This is a genomic window from Bradyrhizobium sp. 2S1, assembly GCF_011516625.5.
Classification (GTDB): Bacteria; Pseudomonadota; Alphaproteobacteria; order Rhizobiales; family Xanthobacteraceae; genus Bradyrhizobium; species Bradyrhizobium septentrionale.
In genome coordinates this window covers 1,324,936-1,340,766 of sequence record NZ_CP147717.1, presented here as the reverse complement: position 1 = coordinate 1,340,766, position 15,831 = coordinate 1,324,936, and the positions used below count along the sequence as shown (strand labels likewise).

Sequence of the window (15,831 nt, the reverse complement as noted above, 5' to 3'; positions counted from 1 at the left end):
TTGCAGCGTCCAGCGGAAGTTAGATCAGCGCGAGCCAGCTCTGAAGTGCCGACGTCAGGAGAAGCCCGAGCGCAAGAAAGGGACCGAACGGGATCGACGTCTGGCGCTTCATCTCATGTCCTGCGAGTTGCAGGCTGCCGGCAACCGCAAGTGCCGCGAGTGCTGCGATCAGCAGCAAGGTCGGAATTCCTGTTGCGCCGACCCAAATCGTGGCGGCGGCAAGAAACTTGACGTCGCCAAGTCCCAATCCGTCGACATGCCGCAAGGCGAAGTAAAGCCGCTGCAACAGCCAGAACACGGCGCCGACGAGGACCGCGCTCGCCATTGCAGTGAAGGCGGCTGTCGTGCCTTCAGTGACGACGACGTTCGCAAGACCGAGCGCGGCGATCGCAAGGTTCAGCCAATTTGGAATGATGCCGTGGCGAAGATCGATCAGCGCGACCGCGCAGCCGAGCACGCAAAGCGTGCCGTAAGACCCGATAAAATAAAGAACTTCGCGATCGATATGCATGGTGACGGGACAGGTGTGACGCGTGCTCAATGTGTTGCAACAACTCGCGCGCGTTGAACAGTCCATTTTCAATTGATCCGTCGCCGCGCGACGGGTTTGCGAAATTGTGATCGTCATCGACGGCAGCGAAGCAGAAAAGATGCGACAAAAAGTCTGCGCTGTCACAAATCCGCATAGGATACCGACAATAGTCCGCACCACTACGTGCCGCGAGCCCTTCGTGGCAGATGAGTGGGTTGACTATGCACAAGATGCGAGTGGCGGCGTGCCTGGCTTTGCTGGCAGCGTTCGCGGGCGTGCGCGCCGCGAATGCCGGCGCTCTGGAGGAAGGTGCCGAGCGCTATCGGCCGTATTTGATCGAGGGCGTCGCCAGTGCGCTGACAGGCGCGCGTGCATTGCGCGAGCGCGCCGCGGCAGCGGATTTGCCCGGTGCGAAGAAAGCCTGGCTGTCGGCACGCGCCGGCTGGGAGCGCTCGGAAGTGTTCACCGCAGGATTCGTTCCCGAGCTCGATGCGCAGATCGACGCCTGGCCGAACGCGGACAGCGGGTTCCACGCCATCGAGGCGAAGCTGTTCGGGGCTGCAAGCACCGACGTCGCCACCGATGCGGCGGGCCTTGTCGAGCACCTGAACGACCTTCACGGCAAGCTCAAGGACATCAAGCTGACGCCGCAGGGCCTCTTGGACGGCACGGTGCGGCTCGCTTACGAAGTCGGAGAGAGCAAGGCTGATGGCGGCGAGTCGCGTATCAGCGGCACCTCGCTCGACGACATGCGCAACAACATCGCGGGCATCGACTTCGCTTACCACACGATTTTCTCTGCCGCGCTCAACACGGTCGACGGCAAGCTCGACGAGATGGCGAACAACCGGATCGAGCAGCTCGAGGCGATCGTCGCGACGCCCGACCTGCCGCATGTCAACATTGCCGATCTGCGCCAGACCAGTGAGGAACTGGTCATCGCCTTGCAGAGCGCGTCGGCGAAGCTCGGCCTGCAGCGGCCGACTTTGGAGGCCCAGGCGCGATGAAATCGCTTCAGCTGCGTGTGGCTGCACTGCTCTCCGGCGTCATCGCCCTTGCACTGCTCGGGCGCGCCGTGGCGTTTCCCGTCGATGGCGACAAGACTGTATTGCCGGTTGCGACCGAGCTGAATGAGGATGCGCTCGACAAGCCGCGCGAGGTGTTTCAGTCCGAGCGCACCGGCAGCAAATCCTATCTGGTCAATCTCGGCGATCTCGCTTTCAATTCGCCCGGGTTGCTTGGCGAGGTGGCGCGGCAGGCCGGCGTGAGCTGCGGCACCTGCCATGTCAATGGTGCGAACAACACCAAATTCTTCATGCCGAAGATGTCGAGCCGGCCCGGCACGTTCGACACCACCGGTCCGCTGTTCAATCCGAAGGCCAACAATCTGGCGTTCGATCCCGTGCGGATTCCGAGCCTGCGCGGCGCCCGCTATCTGGCGCCCTACGGCGCCGATGGCCGGTTCGCCTCGTTGCGCGATTTCGTCCACAACGTCATCACCAGCGAGTTCGCCGGACCGGAGCCGTCGCCGGCAACGCTCGATGCGATCGTGGCCTATATTCACGACGTCGACTTCCTGCCCAACCCGAGCCTCGGTCCCGCGGGACGGCTGGCCGGCAAGATCACCGAACCGGAACGCCGCGGCGAAGCGTTGTTCTCGCGGCCGTTCCCGCACGATCCTGCGCTGAGCTGCGCCGGCTGCCATGTTCCATCGTCGGGCTTTGTCGATCATCAGCAGCACGACATCGGTTCGGGCGGCCTGTTCAAGACGCCGACCCTGCGCAACGCCGACTTCAACGCGCCGTATTTTCACGACGGCCGCTTCGACAATTTCAGCCAGGTCGTCGATTATTTCGACCGCACCTTCCAGCTCGATCTCTCGGCGCAGGACAAGGGCGACCTGGTCGCCTATCTCACGGCGGTGGGCGATGGCGTGCAGCCCTATGAGCGCGACGGTGCCGGCGCCACGCTGAAGGAGATCAACGATTTCTCGACGGTGCTTGCGACCGCGATTCCTGCCGGCGACAAGGACATCGTCGCACTTGCGGTCGATACGATCGGCCGTGAGCTGCGCGAATTGACCGAGCAATACCCGGATCGCAAGAACACCAGCGTATCAGGCGGCGAGCAGCAGCGCGTGCTTGCGCGCAACGGTCTCAAGGAGCTCGTGCTCACGCTGCGGCGAATCGAAATGGCTGTTGCTGCGGGGCGCAGCGCTGATGCTGCAACCGAGTTCAGGAACTATCGCAATCTGATGGCCGCCGCAGTTCCTGCGTTGCTGGCCAGTGCCGAGCCGTGGTCGCTGTTCAATCAGGACGTGCATGATCAGCATTATGCTGCGCTTCGCCAGGTGATGCGCTCCAAGCACGTTTCGCATTGATAGAGCTGAATTGAAGTGCGTTCGCCGTCAAAATCGTTGCGTTGATTGCTCAATTAATTTTCTATCAATGGTTGAATATGTGAATCACGGAGATGCGCGCGCTGCTGATGATGTCTCCGCGAAAATATTTGAACGTTTCGAAATTTCTTGCGCGCATTCATGTAAGCGAAAACCATGCGTCATATTGCCGCACTAAGCAGGGTGCGTTGCTAACCGCAAACACCTGAGGTCGACAATGAGTTTGAACTACAAAAAGCACGGGCGAACCAGCACCGCGCTCTGCATCGCGTCCACGGTGCTCGTTGCGACAGCCGCATATGCCGCTCACTATCCGGGCGGCCACAGTGATTGGGACAAGCGCCCGCATCACAACAACAAGGCGCACCACGATGCCGATCGCGCCAAGAATGACCACGATCATGGCGACAAGGATCACGGCGACAAGGTGAAGACCGCTTCGCCGATCAAGCACGTCATCATCCTGATCGGCGAGAACCGCGGCCTCGATCACACCTTTGGCATCTACAAGCCGAAGGGCAAGGGGCAGACGATCTCCAACCTGCTGTCGAAGGGCATCGTCAACGAGGACGGAACGCCGGGTCCGAACTTTGCGCAGGCGCAGCAGTACTCGGTCGCGGGCCAGACCTCCTTCTATATCGGCGCGCCGACCATCTCGAAGTCGCCCTACAACGCGACCAACCAGATGCCGCAGCCGAACACCAACGGCACGCCGACCGCGCAGAGCGACACCGGCGCCCCGTTCAAGACGATCGCCGAAGCCAGCGTCGAGAAGGACATGGACCCGGCCGATCTCGACATCCTCACTACCGGCTTCAGCGGCCTGCCGACCGGTGTGCTCGATACCCGCGTTCCCGGCGCCGGCGGTCTGAAGGGACCGTTCCAGCTGCAGGGCGAGCAGCTCTCTGACGACGACTACACCGGCGACTCGACGCATCGCTTCTATCAGGACTGGCAGCAGGAAGACGGCAGCGCCGCCAGCGCCAGCAAGAAGAACAATTCGGGTTGCCTGAACGACCTGTTCCCGTTCGTGATGGCGACCTATTCGGCGTCGAACAAGAGCATGGCCAACTCGATGGGCTTCTATAACGCCCAGCAGGGTCAGGCCCCGGTCCTGAAGATGCTCGCCGACCGCTTCACCCTGAGCGACAACTTCCACCAGTCGTTCCACGGCGGCACCGGCGCGAATCACTTCATGCTCGGGACCGGCGATGCGGCCTTCTGGAGCGACGGCAAGGGCAACCCGGTGACGCCGCCGGCCAACCTGATCGCCAACCCCAACCCGGCCGCGGGTTCGGTCAACCGCTACACCGTCGATGGCAATTGGAGCAACTGCTCTGATGTCTTCCAGCCCGGCGTGAAGCCGATCGTCACCTATCTCAACAATCTGCCGTACGCGGCCGAGCCGAACTGCAAGCCCAACCACTACTACATGCTCAACAACGTCAATCCGGGCTATCTGCCGAACGGCGCGCTGGCGGGCGGCAACAACGTCCCGCCGTCGTCGGTCCGCACGATCGGCGACGCGCTCATGGAGAAGAACATCTCCTGGGCGTTCTATGGTGGTGCGTTTAACGACGCCGTGGCGCTCTCCAACGCCGCGGTTGCCGCCAATCCGTCGAACCCGAACCTCAGCGCCGCCGCGGTTGCCGATCCGGCGCACGCGCTCGGCGTCGCCTACTGCCAGATCTGCAATCCGTTCCAGTATGCGACCTCGATCATGGCCAACCCGGCCGTGCGTCAGGCTCACATGAAGGACACTGCCGATCTGATCACGTCGATCGAGAAGAACACGCTGCCCTCGGTGTCGTTCGGCAAGCCGGATGGCCTGCTCGACGGTCATCCGCAGAGCTCGAAAGTCGACCTGTTCGAGGCCTATGTCCTGAACGTACTCAACGCGCTGGACAACAATCCCGAGCTGAAGGCTGAAACCGCTGTCTTCATCACCTGGGACGAGGCCGGCGGCTACTGGGACTCCGGCTACCAGCAGTCCATCGACTTCTTCGGCGACGGACCGCGCATTCCGACCCTGATCCTTTCGCCCTATTCGACGGGCGGCAAGGTCAACCACAACTACGCCGACCACGTTTCGCTGCTGAAGTTCATCGAACGCAACTGGGCCCTCCAGCCGCTCACGAACCGAAGCCGCGACAACCTGCCGAACCCGACCTACACGAAGAACAACGAGTACGTCCCGACCAACAGCCCGGCACTATCTGACCTGTTCGACGCGTTCGACTTCAGCAAGCCGGTCACGTTGTCCTACACCGAGTGATCGAGTTCTCGTCCACGACGAGGTCTTGATGTCATCCGAGGCCGGCGCCGATCGAACCCATGGTTCGGTCGGCGCTGTCATGTTTTGCCTGCTCACCAGATGATCGATCGGGAATATGCGATGAAACGTAACGAGAAGACGTGTTCGGGAAGCCCTGCGGCCTGCCTGCTTGCCGTTGCCATCCTGGCCAATGCGACGATGCCGGCCATGGCGCAGCAGTTTTCCGCCGACCTCGTCGCGAAGAAGGATGATACGGCAACCGCTATGGGAACCTTGCGGGTCTCGGACGGAAAAGCACGGATCGAGACAACCGCGTTGCCCGACGGCTTCTTCCTGATCGATATGGCGAGGCCCGCGGTCTGGTTCGTCCGTCCGGGCGCACGCGTCTTCATGGACGCAAGACAATCAAGCCCGTTGACTCAAATGTTCGTTCCGGTCGATCCGGACCAACCCTGCCGGCAATGGCAGGCGAGCGCGCAACTGGCCGCGCCGATCGATCCCGCGACATGGCGTTGCCAACGCGACGGAGAGGAGACGATCGCGGGGCGCGCCACTGATGTCTATCGGGTCACAGCGTCGTCCGGTCCCGGCTTCGTCGGGTGGATCGACCGCGCGCGGAAATTCCCGGTGCAGATCAAGACCGCGGATGGGACGGTGATCGCCGTCGATCACATCCGCGACGAACCCCAGCTGGCGCAAGCCTTCGAAATCCCGGCGAACCTGCGCAAATTCGATCCGCAGGCGCTGATCCGCAGGATTCAGCAGAGCGACGTATGGGTTGCGCCGCCGGCTTCGGAGTGAACCGATGTGTGCCGGTGCCTACTGCGATTGCCGGCTAAAGCATGATCCGGAAAAGTGCGAAGTTTTCCCTCGCGACAAACGCAATGCGTTTGCGCGGAGATCATGCGCAGACAAGGAGCCATAGCGCGATGATGATTCATCGCGCGTTGGTCACCGGAAGGATCCGGCCGAGCGCGGTGTAGTGCGACTGGTGTACGTTGCTGTTGAACAGCGACCAGGGCTCGACCTTCTTCAGGGCGACGGGAACGTCGAAATTCACCAGCTGGGCGAATTGGCGATATTCCGCCATCGCATCGTCGATACGGCCGGCGCCGACGTCGAGATCGATGCGGCGCAGGGTGAGGACGAGGTCCTTCAGGATCGCACGCGCTGCCAGCCGCTCGTCCTTGCCGCCGATCGAGCTGTTCCTGATGTCGGGAATCCGCTCGGTCAATTCGCGCAGCTCGGCGCCGACGCCGGTCACGGCCAGCGACACCACCGCGGTATCGGCGGCCGGGATCGCGACCTCGAGGACGCTCGACAGTTCAAGCACTTCCTTCATCCGGAGCACGACGCCGTCCTTGTCGAACGGACGGTCGCCGTCACCGACCGCGGTCAGATAGGCGACGAGGTCCTGCGTGTCCTCGGTCGACAGGTCGAGGTCGAACACGCGGTCGAAATGATCCACCACCTGCTCGTAACTGTCGTAGCGGCCGTCGTGGAAATACGGCGCGTTGAAGTTGGCGTTCAGCAGGGTGGGGGTCTTGACCAGTCCGCCGGACCCGACGTCGTGACGCAGCTGATCGTTGAAGGTTGCCCCCGGAACATGACAGCCGGCGCAGCTTAGTTCGGCCTGCTTCGGGAACGGCTTGAAGAACAGCTGCTCGCCGCGGCGCTCCGCAACACTGGCTTGCGCGGCAAGCCTGCCGCCGGGCCCGAGCTTCGGATTCGGCAGGAAATCGATGTCGTTGATATAGGCGACGAGGCCGTCGAGAACCTCGTCGCGCGGCTTTGGACCCGAAAATTCATTGACGATGACATTATAGACGAAGTCGCGGAGCGAGCCGATGCGCCCGTCATGTCCGTAGGGCGCGAGGAAACGGGCGCCGCGCAGGCTCGGTATCCTGACCGGATCGAGGATGCTGTTGAACGTCTTGGCATTGAAGAGAAGGCTGGTCGTGTCGAAGGTGCCGGGACGCGAAGAGGCTCGGGGGACGAATAATTTCGGGTTCGATGCGCCATTGACGTGGCAGGTGCCGCAGCTCATCTCGGCCTGCCTGGCCTTGCCGCCCAGGATGGAAGGCGAATTGAAGGCGAGATCGCCGAGATTGACCAGATAGGACTTTCGCCCGCCCATCGCTTCGGAATGAAAAAGCTCGCGCGGCCGCGCCAGCGCCGCCTCGGAAAATTCGGTGCCGGCCGGCAGCACCGTCTGGTCGCCGCCGAGCGGGAACGCCGTCGCGCGCAACGGAAGGAAGGCCGCGACGAGCGCCAGCAGCGCGATCGGCGCGTGCTTCACGCCGCGACCGGCGGCTGCGGTCCGACCTGCTCCGGAATCGCGCGCAACAATTTCCCAAGCCATTGCGAGAATTCGCCCCTGTCACAAATCGCTTCGTGCCGCCGCCCGATCGGAAGATGTCACGGAGGTGACAGTTTTCTGTCGGCGGGACCAATGACCGTCTGATTGGATAGACGAAGGTTGATTGCGGTTTGATGACGGCAACGAAGCCGAAACCGATGGTTACGCTTCTTACCGGGCGATACTCTGTCGGGGCGCGAACGACACGTCATGCCTTCGCGCGCGCGTCGAAAAACGGTCATCCCAGCGAAATGTGTTTTGCTTAGCGTGTAGCTCCATTTCTATTTCTTTCTAAATCAGGAGAGCATGATGCGGCTTTGGGGAGCCATTCCGGCGCTCGCAATTGTTGCTGGCACCGTTGCCACCGCACCGGTGGCAAACGCCGAGAATCTGGTCGAAAAGATCATCGATGAATTCAAGCACGAGGTCAGGGACGAGCTGCGTGATCTGCGCGACCGCGGTCATGAGGGTGTGCATCAGTACAAGCACATCGTGGTCATCTACCAGGAGAACCACAGCTTCGATAACCTCTACGGACACTGGGGCGATGTCGGCCGTGACCGGATCAATGGCACCGCCGACGCCGATGCGGCGCACACCCTCCAGGTCCGGCAGGACAATCAGACCGTCTATGCGTGCCTGCTGCAGAACGACGTCAACCTGACCTCGCCGTCGCCGCAGCCGACGAGCTGCACCGACAATACGGGCACCGTTGCGATCCTGAGCGCCTTCAAGAACAAGCCGTTCGAGATCAACGACTTCATTCCGACCTCGGCCACCACCTGCCCGAAACCGGTCGGCGCTTTCGCGGCGCACGGCTTCCTCAACGGCACCGGCGCGCCCGGCGGCTGCACCGAGGACATCGTGCATCGCTTCTACAACGAGCAGTACCAGCTCAACGGCGGCCGGCAGAACCGCTACGTGACCGGCAGCGACGCGTCGGGCCTGACGATGGGCTACTACGACACCAAGAAACTGCCGATCTACAGCTATCTGCACGGCCACGGCGCCCCGAACTACGTCATCGCCGACAGCTTCTTCCAGGGCGCCTTCGGTGGTTCGTTCCTCAACCACCAGTTCTTTGTTGCGGCCGCGGCGCCGCAGTTCGTCGGTGCCTTGAGCGACGGCAGCGCCAACGACTTCCACTCGATCGTCGATGCCAACGGCATGCCCACCAGCACGCCGCTTTATACGCCGCTCTCCACCGTGAAGGATGCTCAGCTGACGGCCAAGTGCAGCCAGGCCGGGCTACCGGCGGGCCTCGCCTGCGGCGACTACGCGGTCAACACCACGCAGCCAACCTACCAGCCCTATTCGCCGGGCACCCCCGACATCAAGCGCCTTCCGCCGCTGCACACGCCGAACATCGGCGATCGGCTGTCGGCAAAGCACGTTGACTGGGCCTGGTATTCGGGCGGCTGGTCGAACGCCAATGGCGACGTCGGCGCTTCCGGCTGGACCAACGGCAACGGCACGACCTGCACCGATCCGAACCATCTCGCGACGGCGGTGTTCCCGAATTGCGCCGACGTGGACTTCCAGTTCCACCATCAGGCGCTCAACTACTTCGCCAACTACGCACCGGGAACGCAGGCCCGCAGGGATCATCTGAAGGACGAGGCGGAGTTCATCCAGGCGGCCAAGAGCGGCCGGCTGAAGCAGGTCAGCTTCATCAAGCCGATCGGCGAGGAGAACGAGCATCCGGGCTTCTGTAACGGGCCTTTGTAAGTCAATCCCTTTTTGCGTGATCCACTCGCCGGGCACTTGCTTCTGTACGGGATCGGCGCGAAGGCCGTCGCCTGATGGGGTGCATTGAGGAGCCGGCCGGCCAATCTACGGAAGCGTGGTTGTGAGCCACTTCCCGGATGGCGGCCTGACCGGATCCATCGTCCCGGCGCAGGGACCTCGCTCAGGGAGAGCCTGGTGTCGTGGCCCGCCCAGAACCGATTGCTGCTCCTTGCTTAGGTTGCCGAGGCCTTGGCCATCGGGTTGAACGGTTTGGCGTCGGCGAGCATGCGATGCAGAACGACGGCGAGCTTGCGTGCGAGCGCCACCTTGGCCTTGCGCAGGCCTGCGCGCCGGGCGATCCGCATCGCCCAGCCTTTCAGCGCCGAGCAGTTCCTGACCGGCTTGGTCAGCATGACGTGAGCCGCTTGATAGAGCGCCTCGCGCACGGAGGCATCGCCGATCTTGCTGATGCGGCCGGTATAGTCGGTTTCGCCCGATTGGTACTTCTTCGGGGTGAGGCCAAAATGCGCTCCCGTCGCCTTCGAGGACCGGAAGCGCTTCGGGTCGTCGACCGCCGAGGCGTAGGTAAGCGCCACGATCGGGCCGACGGACGGTGTCGTCATCAGGAGGCGGGCTTGAGGGTGCGACCTGGCGAGCTTTTGGGTGTGCTTATCCAGGCCATTGAACTCGCGCCGCAGCACGGCGTGGGCTTCGAGCAGCGCCTGTGCCACGATCTCAAGTCCGGGATGGCCCGCTACGAGCTCCCGGATGCGTTCGGCGAACGTGCGCTCGGTGGTCGTGCCGACCTTCAGACCGAAGCCGCGGAGCACGCCGCGCAGGCTGTTCTCGATGTCGCGCAGCTTGGACTGCAGCAGCTTGCGTGCCGTCAGAACCGCCCGCGTCTCTTGCGCTTCGATCGACTTGCAGTGCACCGGCCGGAACCAGCCCAGCCGCATCAGTTGCGCGATCCCGCGGGCATCGTTGCGGTCCGACTTCACCGGCATCGCCTTGAAGGCATCGCGGACGTGCCGCGTCTCCAACAGTTCGACTGCCAGGCCCGCATCCCGCATCGCTGCGTAGAGCCATTGCGACAGCGGACCAGCCTCCAGCCCGATCCGTTCCAGCACCAACCCCAGCGACCGCAACCAGGTGATCAAGGCCTCCGGCTCACTCGCAACCCTCGCCTCGCGCAAAATCTTACCTGTCCCATCGACAAGGCAGACGCTCGAGCATTCCAAAGACACGTCGATTCCTGCATAGTGGTACATGGTCGTCCCTTAATGATGCTTGGAGCGGGCTTGCCCGACTCCGTTTATTGACACCATCAGTTTGAGGGACGACCGCCTTCCAACCAACAGGCCGCTCGCGAGCGCGCTTCCAAATCGCGCCGTAGCGAGCGGGCGGCCGGCCCGTTACCCCATCTACACCAGCGAGTCCGAAGGCAGCCAGCATCTCGTCGATCTCGTCAAGGCGATCACCGAAGGGCCGGATGGCAAGGATACGCTGATCGTCATCACCTATGACGAGTTCGGCGGGCAGTGGGATCACGTGCCGCCGCCGCCGCACAACCGTCATGGTGCCGAAGCCAGGGCTGCGGACCAGTGGGGTCCGGGCACCCGCATTCCGGCGCTGCTGATCGCCAAGCGCTTCAACAAGTCGGGCGTCGCGCATGAGGATTTCGACACCACGTCGATCCTCAGGATGCTCGAGAAGCGTTTTGATCTCGATCCGCTGGTGACGCGCCCAGTGCGCAGCCTTTCGGCGGCGCTGAAGGCCGGCGACCACTGACAAGAGAAGCGATCCTGGCCCGCGTCAACGTCCGACGCGGGCCGGAGTGTGGGGAGTAGTTAGACGATCAGATCGTGAGGCGTATGGGTCACGACGGCGTCCGGCATGTGGTTTGAGAAGTAATCTGGCTGGTGCTCCGGGATAGCTGGCCCGATTGCCGGCGCTGCATCTGCTGCCCCTTGTGCCAGGCGAAATCCAGCGGAATCCTGGTGCTGACCGAACCACGTGGCCGTTTGATCGAAGTCTGGAGGAGGCGAAGCTGCCTGCTGGTCAAGGCTCGGAAGCTCCGCCGCGAAATGAAAGGACTGGGCGGTCGTTGCGGATGTTCCGCCGTCTACAAAGGGCAACATGGCCTGAGACAAGGCCGCGTCTACGTGGCCGCTCGTTGACATCGGGCTAACGTCGGGCGCTGGAGCGCTGGTGCTGCCGCCGACCGGTGGCGCAGCACTGTCCGGGCTGGCCGCGAATGTGAAGGCATCCATCCCCGCCGTGTGGCACTGAATATCGACCTGAAGGTTGGTCGTGGCCGAATCGCCGTCTCCGTCGACCGCGGTTACATCGAACAGGAGATCCGCGTTGATGCTGGTCTTTTCAGTATAGCTGATGTTGTTGACCGCGAAGGTGGGGTGCCCGGCCTCCGCCCGATCGTAATCGACCTGGACTTGATTGAACGCCCTGTCAACGTACAGCGTGTACGTCGTCGTCGTGGCATCAAAAGTGTAGGTGTCGATCAGCGAAGCATCCGATGTCTCCTGCACCACGAAGCTGGCGCTGCCGCACAGCGGCTTGGGAACATCGATACAGAAGTCGTGAACGTCGGAGCTGCCGTCAAGAACCTTGAGGATCACACCGGCCGTGCCGTAGCCCTGCCATTGCGTGAGATTGAAACTGACCTGCGACTGCTGCCCGGTGAACGCGAGGTTCAACTGCTCGGTGGGGTCCATTTGCAGTCCGCTGTCGCCGACTGCGATACCGCAGTCCGACGCCTTGACATCGAGCGCATGGCCGGCGCAGTCGGACCCGGTAATCACCAATTGTCCGTCCGGAGCAGTCAATGACGGCGTGCCCCAGGCCGGGGCGCCGAAATCGGAGCCACTAACGGTGACGTCCTTCGACAGCCCGGCGTGCTCGAGATCAAAGCAAAAGGTTCCATCCGGATCGATCAGCAACTTGAAGTACGGATCGGCCAGCGTGCCGCCGCAATCCGTAAGGTACGCGTCGAGCTCGACGCCGCCGTCCACCTCATGGGTCCTATAGTAGAAGCTGTAGTCATCGCCATGTCCGGTGACGTGCACCGAGGTGATGCCGTCGCCCAGGCATGACGTCTCCAGATCGTATCCCGTGCTGCCGACTGCACCGTCGTGGACGGCAACGCGCATCGCGGCGTCGCCATCCGCGCCGAAATCGACATGGTAAGTGCCGCTTGCCGTCTGATGGTCCTGAGCGGCGACGAAGGTCTCCGGGAAACCGCAAATGGTCGGGTGATCGTCCGTGATCTTCAGCTGCTTGCCGAGGTCGATGCACGCGCTCTGCAAGTCGCCATCCTTGTCCGTGATGGTGGCAACCAGGTTCACGATGCCGGCGGTCAGTGACACGGCTTCGTCAGCGCTGGTGCAGGACGGATGCGCCACCGCGCGATACTCGGTGAAAGTGACTGCTCCCGTGGCCGGATCAAGCGCGATGGTGAATGCCAGCTCCCCGCCTGCGGTGCCGACATGACCTTCGATGGTGTTGCCGTGCAGAACCAGCACGTCGGCGAGGCCGGTATGCACGTCGGTCAGACCGGATGGGGTGCAGTTGCCTCCGTTGATCGTCAGCGCATAGTGGGTTGTCGCGCCATCGGCGCCCTGGAGCGAAGTGAACGCCGTGGCGAAATCGGCTGTAGTCGTCGTCAGCGCCGCGTCCGGCGCCGAGCCGGCGATGTGGTCGTCCAGCGCCGTTGCCGTCAGATGCGTCTCGCTCAGCGTCAGCGACGGAGCGGTGCCGTTGGCCCGGATGCAGGGGCCATCGTCGCTGATGGATAGCCTGCTGCCGAGGTCGAGGTTCGCGCTCTGGAAGTCGCCGTCTCTGTCCGTGATCGTGGCAACCAGGTTCACGATGCCCGCGGCCAGCGACACGGCTTCGCCACCGTCCGGGCTTCCGCCGATCGGCTGCTCCACCGGCCGGTAGTCGGTGAAGGTCACGCGTCCCGTAGCCGGATCGAGGGTGATGGTGAATGCCAGCGTGCCGTTGGTCGCGCCGACGCGGCCTTCGATGGTGTTGCCATTCAGAACCAGCAGGTCGGCGAGGCCGGTATGCGAGTCGATCAGCCCCGACGCTGCGCCGTTGCCGCCCGTGATCGTCAGCGCGTAGTGGATGGTCGCGCCATCGGCGCCTTGCACCGAAGTGAAGGCCGTCGAGAAATCGGCTGAAGTTGTCGTCAGCGCCGCGTCCGGTGCCGAGCCCGCGATGTGGTCGTCCAGCGCCGTTGCCGTCAGATGCGTCTCGCTCAGCGTCAGCGATGGGGCTCTGCCCGCCGCCGCAATGTGCGGGCCGTCATCCGTGATCGTCAGCTGCTTGCCGAGATCGATGCTTATGTCCTGGTACCGGCCGTCGCTGTCCGTGACCGTCGCGATCAGGTTTACGATGCCGGTCCCCAGCGCGATCCCTTCGCCGCTGTCAGGGCTGGTGCCGGACGATTGTTCCACCGCGCGGTGCTCGACGAAGGTCACGCGGCCCGTGGCCGGATCAACCGCGATGGTGAATGCGAGCGCCCCGCTTGCTGTGCCGACATGGCCTTCGATGGTGTTGCCGTTCAGAACCAGCACGTCGGAGAGGCCGGTGTGCGAGTCGATCAGCCCCGACGCCGCGCCGTTGCCGCCGGTGATCGTCAACGCGTAGCTGACGGTCACACCCGGTGCGGTGACGAACGCCGCCGAGAACTCGCCTGAGGTCGTCGTCAACGCGGCGTCCGGTGCCGAGCCGGCGATGTTGTCGTCCAGCGCTGTCGCTGTCAGATGGGTCTCGCTCAGCGTCAGCGACGGCGCCGGTCTGGCCTCGATCAGCGGGCCGTGGATGGTGATCGTCACCACCTGCGGGGTTCCGCCTATCGTGGTCACCGTGAAGCTGTCGGTCAGGGTTTGGCCGACATGGAGGGTTTGCACGGAGCTGTCGGCGTTGTTGAGCGTATAGGTCCACACGCCGGCCGTTGTGAGCGTGAATGAGCCGTGGCCGCCCGCGCTTGTCGTCGGCGCGTTGATGGCGGTGAAGGTATTGGCGGGATCGTCGACATCGGTGTCGGTGAGCGTGCCGGTCGCGATGAGCAGACCGGGCGAGGCCCCACTGACGCCGACTGCACCCACAACCGCGCCGGCCTTGGCGCCGGAAATGATAGAGGCGTCGTCGACACCAACAATGGGGATGTCGAAGCTCTCGCTGGTCGAGAGCGTGCCGTCCGATACGGTGATAACGAAACTTTGGGTCGAGTTGACCTTCAGCGCGTTGATCGCGGCATTGTTCGGAACGAAGGTGTAGTTTCCGGTCTCGCTGTTGAGGTAGAGCGTGCCAAACGCGCCGGTGCTCGACACGTCGTAGGTCAGCTGGCCCTGCACCACGTTGCCGGCACTTCCTCCGCCGATGCCGAATGTCACCGCACCGTTCTTGCTGCTCGCGGAAAAAGTTCCGCTCGCCGTACCGAAGTCATCAAATTTCGCGGTATCGATTTCCGTCAGTCCTGCTCCGAGGTTCAGGTGCGGCGGCACCGGCGGCGGCTTGAAGGTCTCGACGTTGGCAAAGATGACCACCGGCACGGGCGCGAGCGGATCTGGCGTCAGCGGTTGCGCGCCAGGCTGAAAATTGATCGGTTGCAGCAACGGCGACCCGTCGAAGGTCGACGTGCCGGACCCTTTCGATCCCGGTCCCTTCTCGAAATAGGCAAGCGTCTCCTGCTGGGCCTCCCGCAATTCCTGCATGTGCGAAGGGGAATTCGTGGCATGGTCGACGCCGACGGAGGACCCCTTTCTGCTCAGGGTGATCGTCTCTCCGGGATCCTCGACGATGATATGCCGGGGGATCGCCTCCTTGGTCACGAGCTCAAAGACGCCGTGGTGGAGGTCCTTGTAGTTGATGCTGTCGTCGTCCAGGAACGTGACGTTCGGCTCCGCGGCCCGGGCTTCTTTCAGGAGCGAGAAGGTCAGCGCGGTGAGCGTCAGTGTGCCGAAGCCGCCCGCTCGAAAGTTGCCAACCGGTGGGTCCGCGGCCGGGGTGCCCGACCTTGCCAGCCAACTGCCAATGGAACGGAAGATGTCCCTGGTCTTCGCGAGCAGGCCCGGTCGCGCGATGTCGTTGGGGTCCAGCGCGCATGCACTTAGCTCGAGGCAGGTGCCACCTGGCAGATCGAGCACCCTGCCATCGATCAACCGTATCTCGATCCGCCCGCCGGCTTCGACCTCGATGACGTCACCCTCGCGAACGGGATCGCCAATCGTGCCTCGAACCGCGATGCCGCTTGCACGCCTGATAGTGCCGCAGCCGATCGCCGTCTGAATGTTGCCGATGAATCGGGGCGGCTGGCCCAAATCGGCCATGCACACGCCCCCGAACTCGACGCCGGACGCAACTGACATTGGCTTTTCGCCTGTTGAGCAGCTCAGACCGGAACGCGGTGCCGTAGTTTTTTGGTTTGGCTCGCCGCGAGGTGAAAAATCCTCGCGCCAGCAGCCATAGGCTTGCCCGCCGAAACGTCCTGATTGAAACTAAATTCGGTAGTGAAA

10 protein-coding genes are annotated in these 15,831 nt (G+C 63.1%); 6 read left to right on the top strand and 4 right to left on the bottom strand.

Annotated elements, in window-relative coordinates; genetic code table 11:
• Positions 1-19: 19 nt before the first annotated feature.
• A complete protein-coding gene (locus HAP54_RS06490; protein ID WP_339156830.1) occupies positions 20-709 on the bottom strand; it encodes an A24 family peptidase in 690 nt (229 codons plus the stop codon).
• Between the two features lie 44 nt (positions 710-753).
• On the opposite strand from HAP54_RS06490, the gene HAP54_RS06485 reads away from it, so the two are divergent.
• The 4 genes from HAP54_RS06485 (at position 754) to HAP54_RS06470 (ending at position 6,006) form a co-directional block, all read left to right on the top strand.
• Positions 754-1,539: an EfeM/EfeO family lipoprotein gene (locus HAP54_RS06485; protein WP_166307487.1), complete on the top strand. Its 786-nt coding sequence runs from the start codon at positions 754-756 to the stop codon at positions 1,537-1,539.
• A complete protein-coding gene (locus HAP54_RS06480; RefSeq protein WP_166299137.1) occupies positions 1,536-2,912 on the top strand; it encodes a cytochrome c peroxidase in 1,377 nt (458 codons plus the stop codon). Before HAP54_RS06485 ends, HAP54_RS06480 begins: the two co-directional genes overlap by 4 nt.
• 235 nt (positions 2,913-3,147) lie before the next feature.
• On the top strand, positions 3,148-5,205 hold the full coding sequence (locus HAP54_RS06475; protein ID WP_224741360.1) for an alkaline phosphatase family protein: 2,058 nt from the start codon (positions 3,148-3,150) through the stop codon (positions 5,203-5,205).
• Positions 5,206-5,304: 99 nt separating this feature from the next.
• Positions 5,305-6,006 (top strand): hypothetical protein, encoded by a 702-nt coding sequence (locus HAP54_RS06470; protein WP_224741361.1) that lies wholly within the window; start codon positions 5,305-5,307, stop codon positions 6,004-6,006.
• Positions 6,007-6,142: 136 nt separating this feature from the next.
• Here the strand turns inward: HAP54_RS06470 and HAP54_RS06465 are convergent, their stop codons facing one another.
• Entirely contained in the window at positions 6,143-7,567 is a 1,425-nt protein-coding gene (locus HAP54_RS06465) for a cytochrome c peroxidase (protein ID WP_166299136.1), read from the bottom strand.
• Positions 7,568-7,873: 306 nt separating this feature from the next.
• On the opposite strand from HAP54_RS06465, the gene HAP54_RS06460 reads away from it, so the two are divergent.
• Positions 7,874-9,292: an alkaline phosphatase family protein gene (locus tag HAP54_RS06460; RefSeq protein WP_224741362.1), complete on the top strand. Its 1,419-nt coding sequence runs from the start codon at positions 7,874-7,876 to the stop codon at positions 9,290-9,292.
• A 233-nt stretch (positions 9,293-9,525) separates the two neighbouring features.
• On the opposite strand, the gene HAP54_RS06455 is transcribed toward HAP54_RS06460, so the two are convergent.
• Positions 9,526-10,560, bottom strand: a complete 1,035-nt coding sequence (locus HAP54_RS06455; RefSeq protein WP_166294930.1) for an IS110 family transposase — start codon at positions 10,558-10,560, stop codon at positions 9,526-9,528.
• A gap of 19 nt (positions 10,561-10,579) precedes the next feature.
• Here HAP54_RS06455 and HAP54_RS06450 point away from each other — a divergent pair, with 19 nt between their 5' ends.
• Positions 10,580-11,080 carry an alkaline phosphatase family protein gene (locus tag HAP54_RS06450; RefSeq protein WP_248114265.1) on the top strand — a complete coding sequence of 167 codons (501 nt, stop codon included), beginning with the start codon at positions 10,580-10,582 and terminating at the stop codon, positions 11,078-11,080.
• A gap of 59 nt (positions 11,081-11,139) precedes the next feature.
• Here HAP54_RS06450 and HAP54_RS06445 read toward each other — a convergent pair whose 3' ends face one another.
• Positions 11,140-15,645 carry a DUF5801 repeats-in-toxin domain-containing protein gene (locus HAP54_RS06445; RefSeq protein WP_166299135.1) on the bottom strand — a complete coding sequence of 1,502 codons (4,506 nt, stop codon included), beginning with the start codon at positions 15,643-15,645 and terminating at the stop codon, positions 11,140-11,142.
• Between the last annotated feature and the right edge of the window lie 186 nt (positions 15,646-15,831).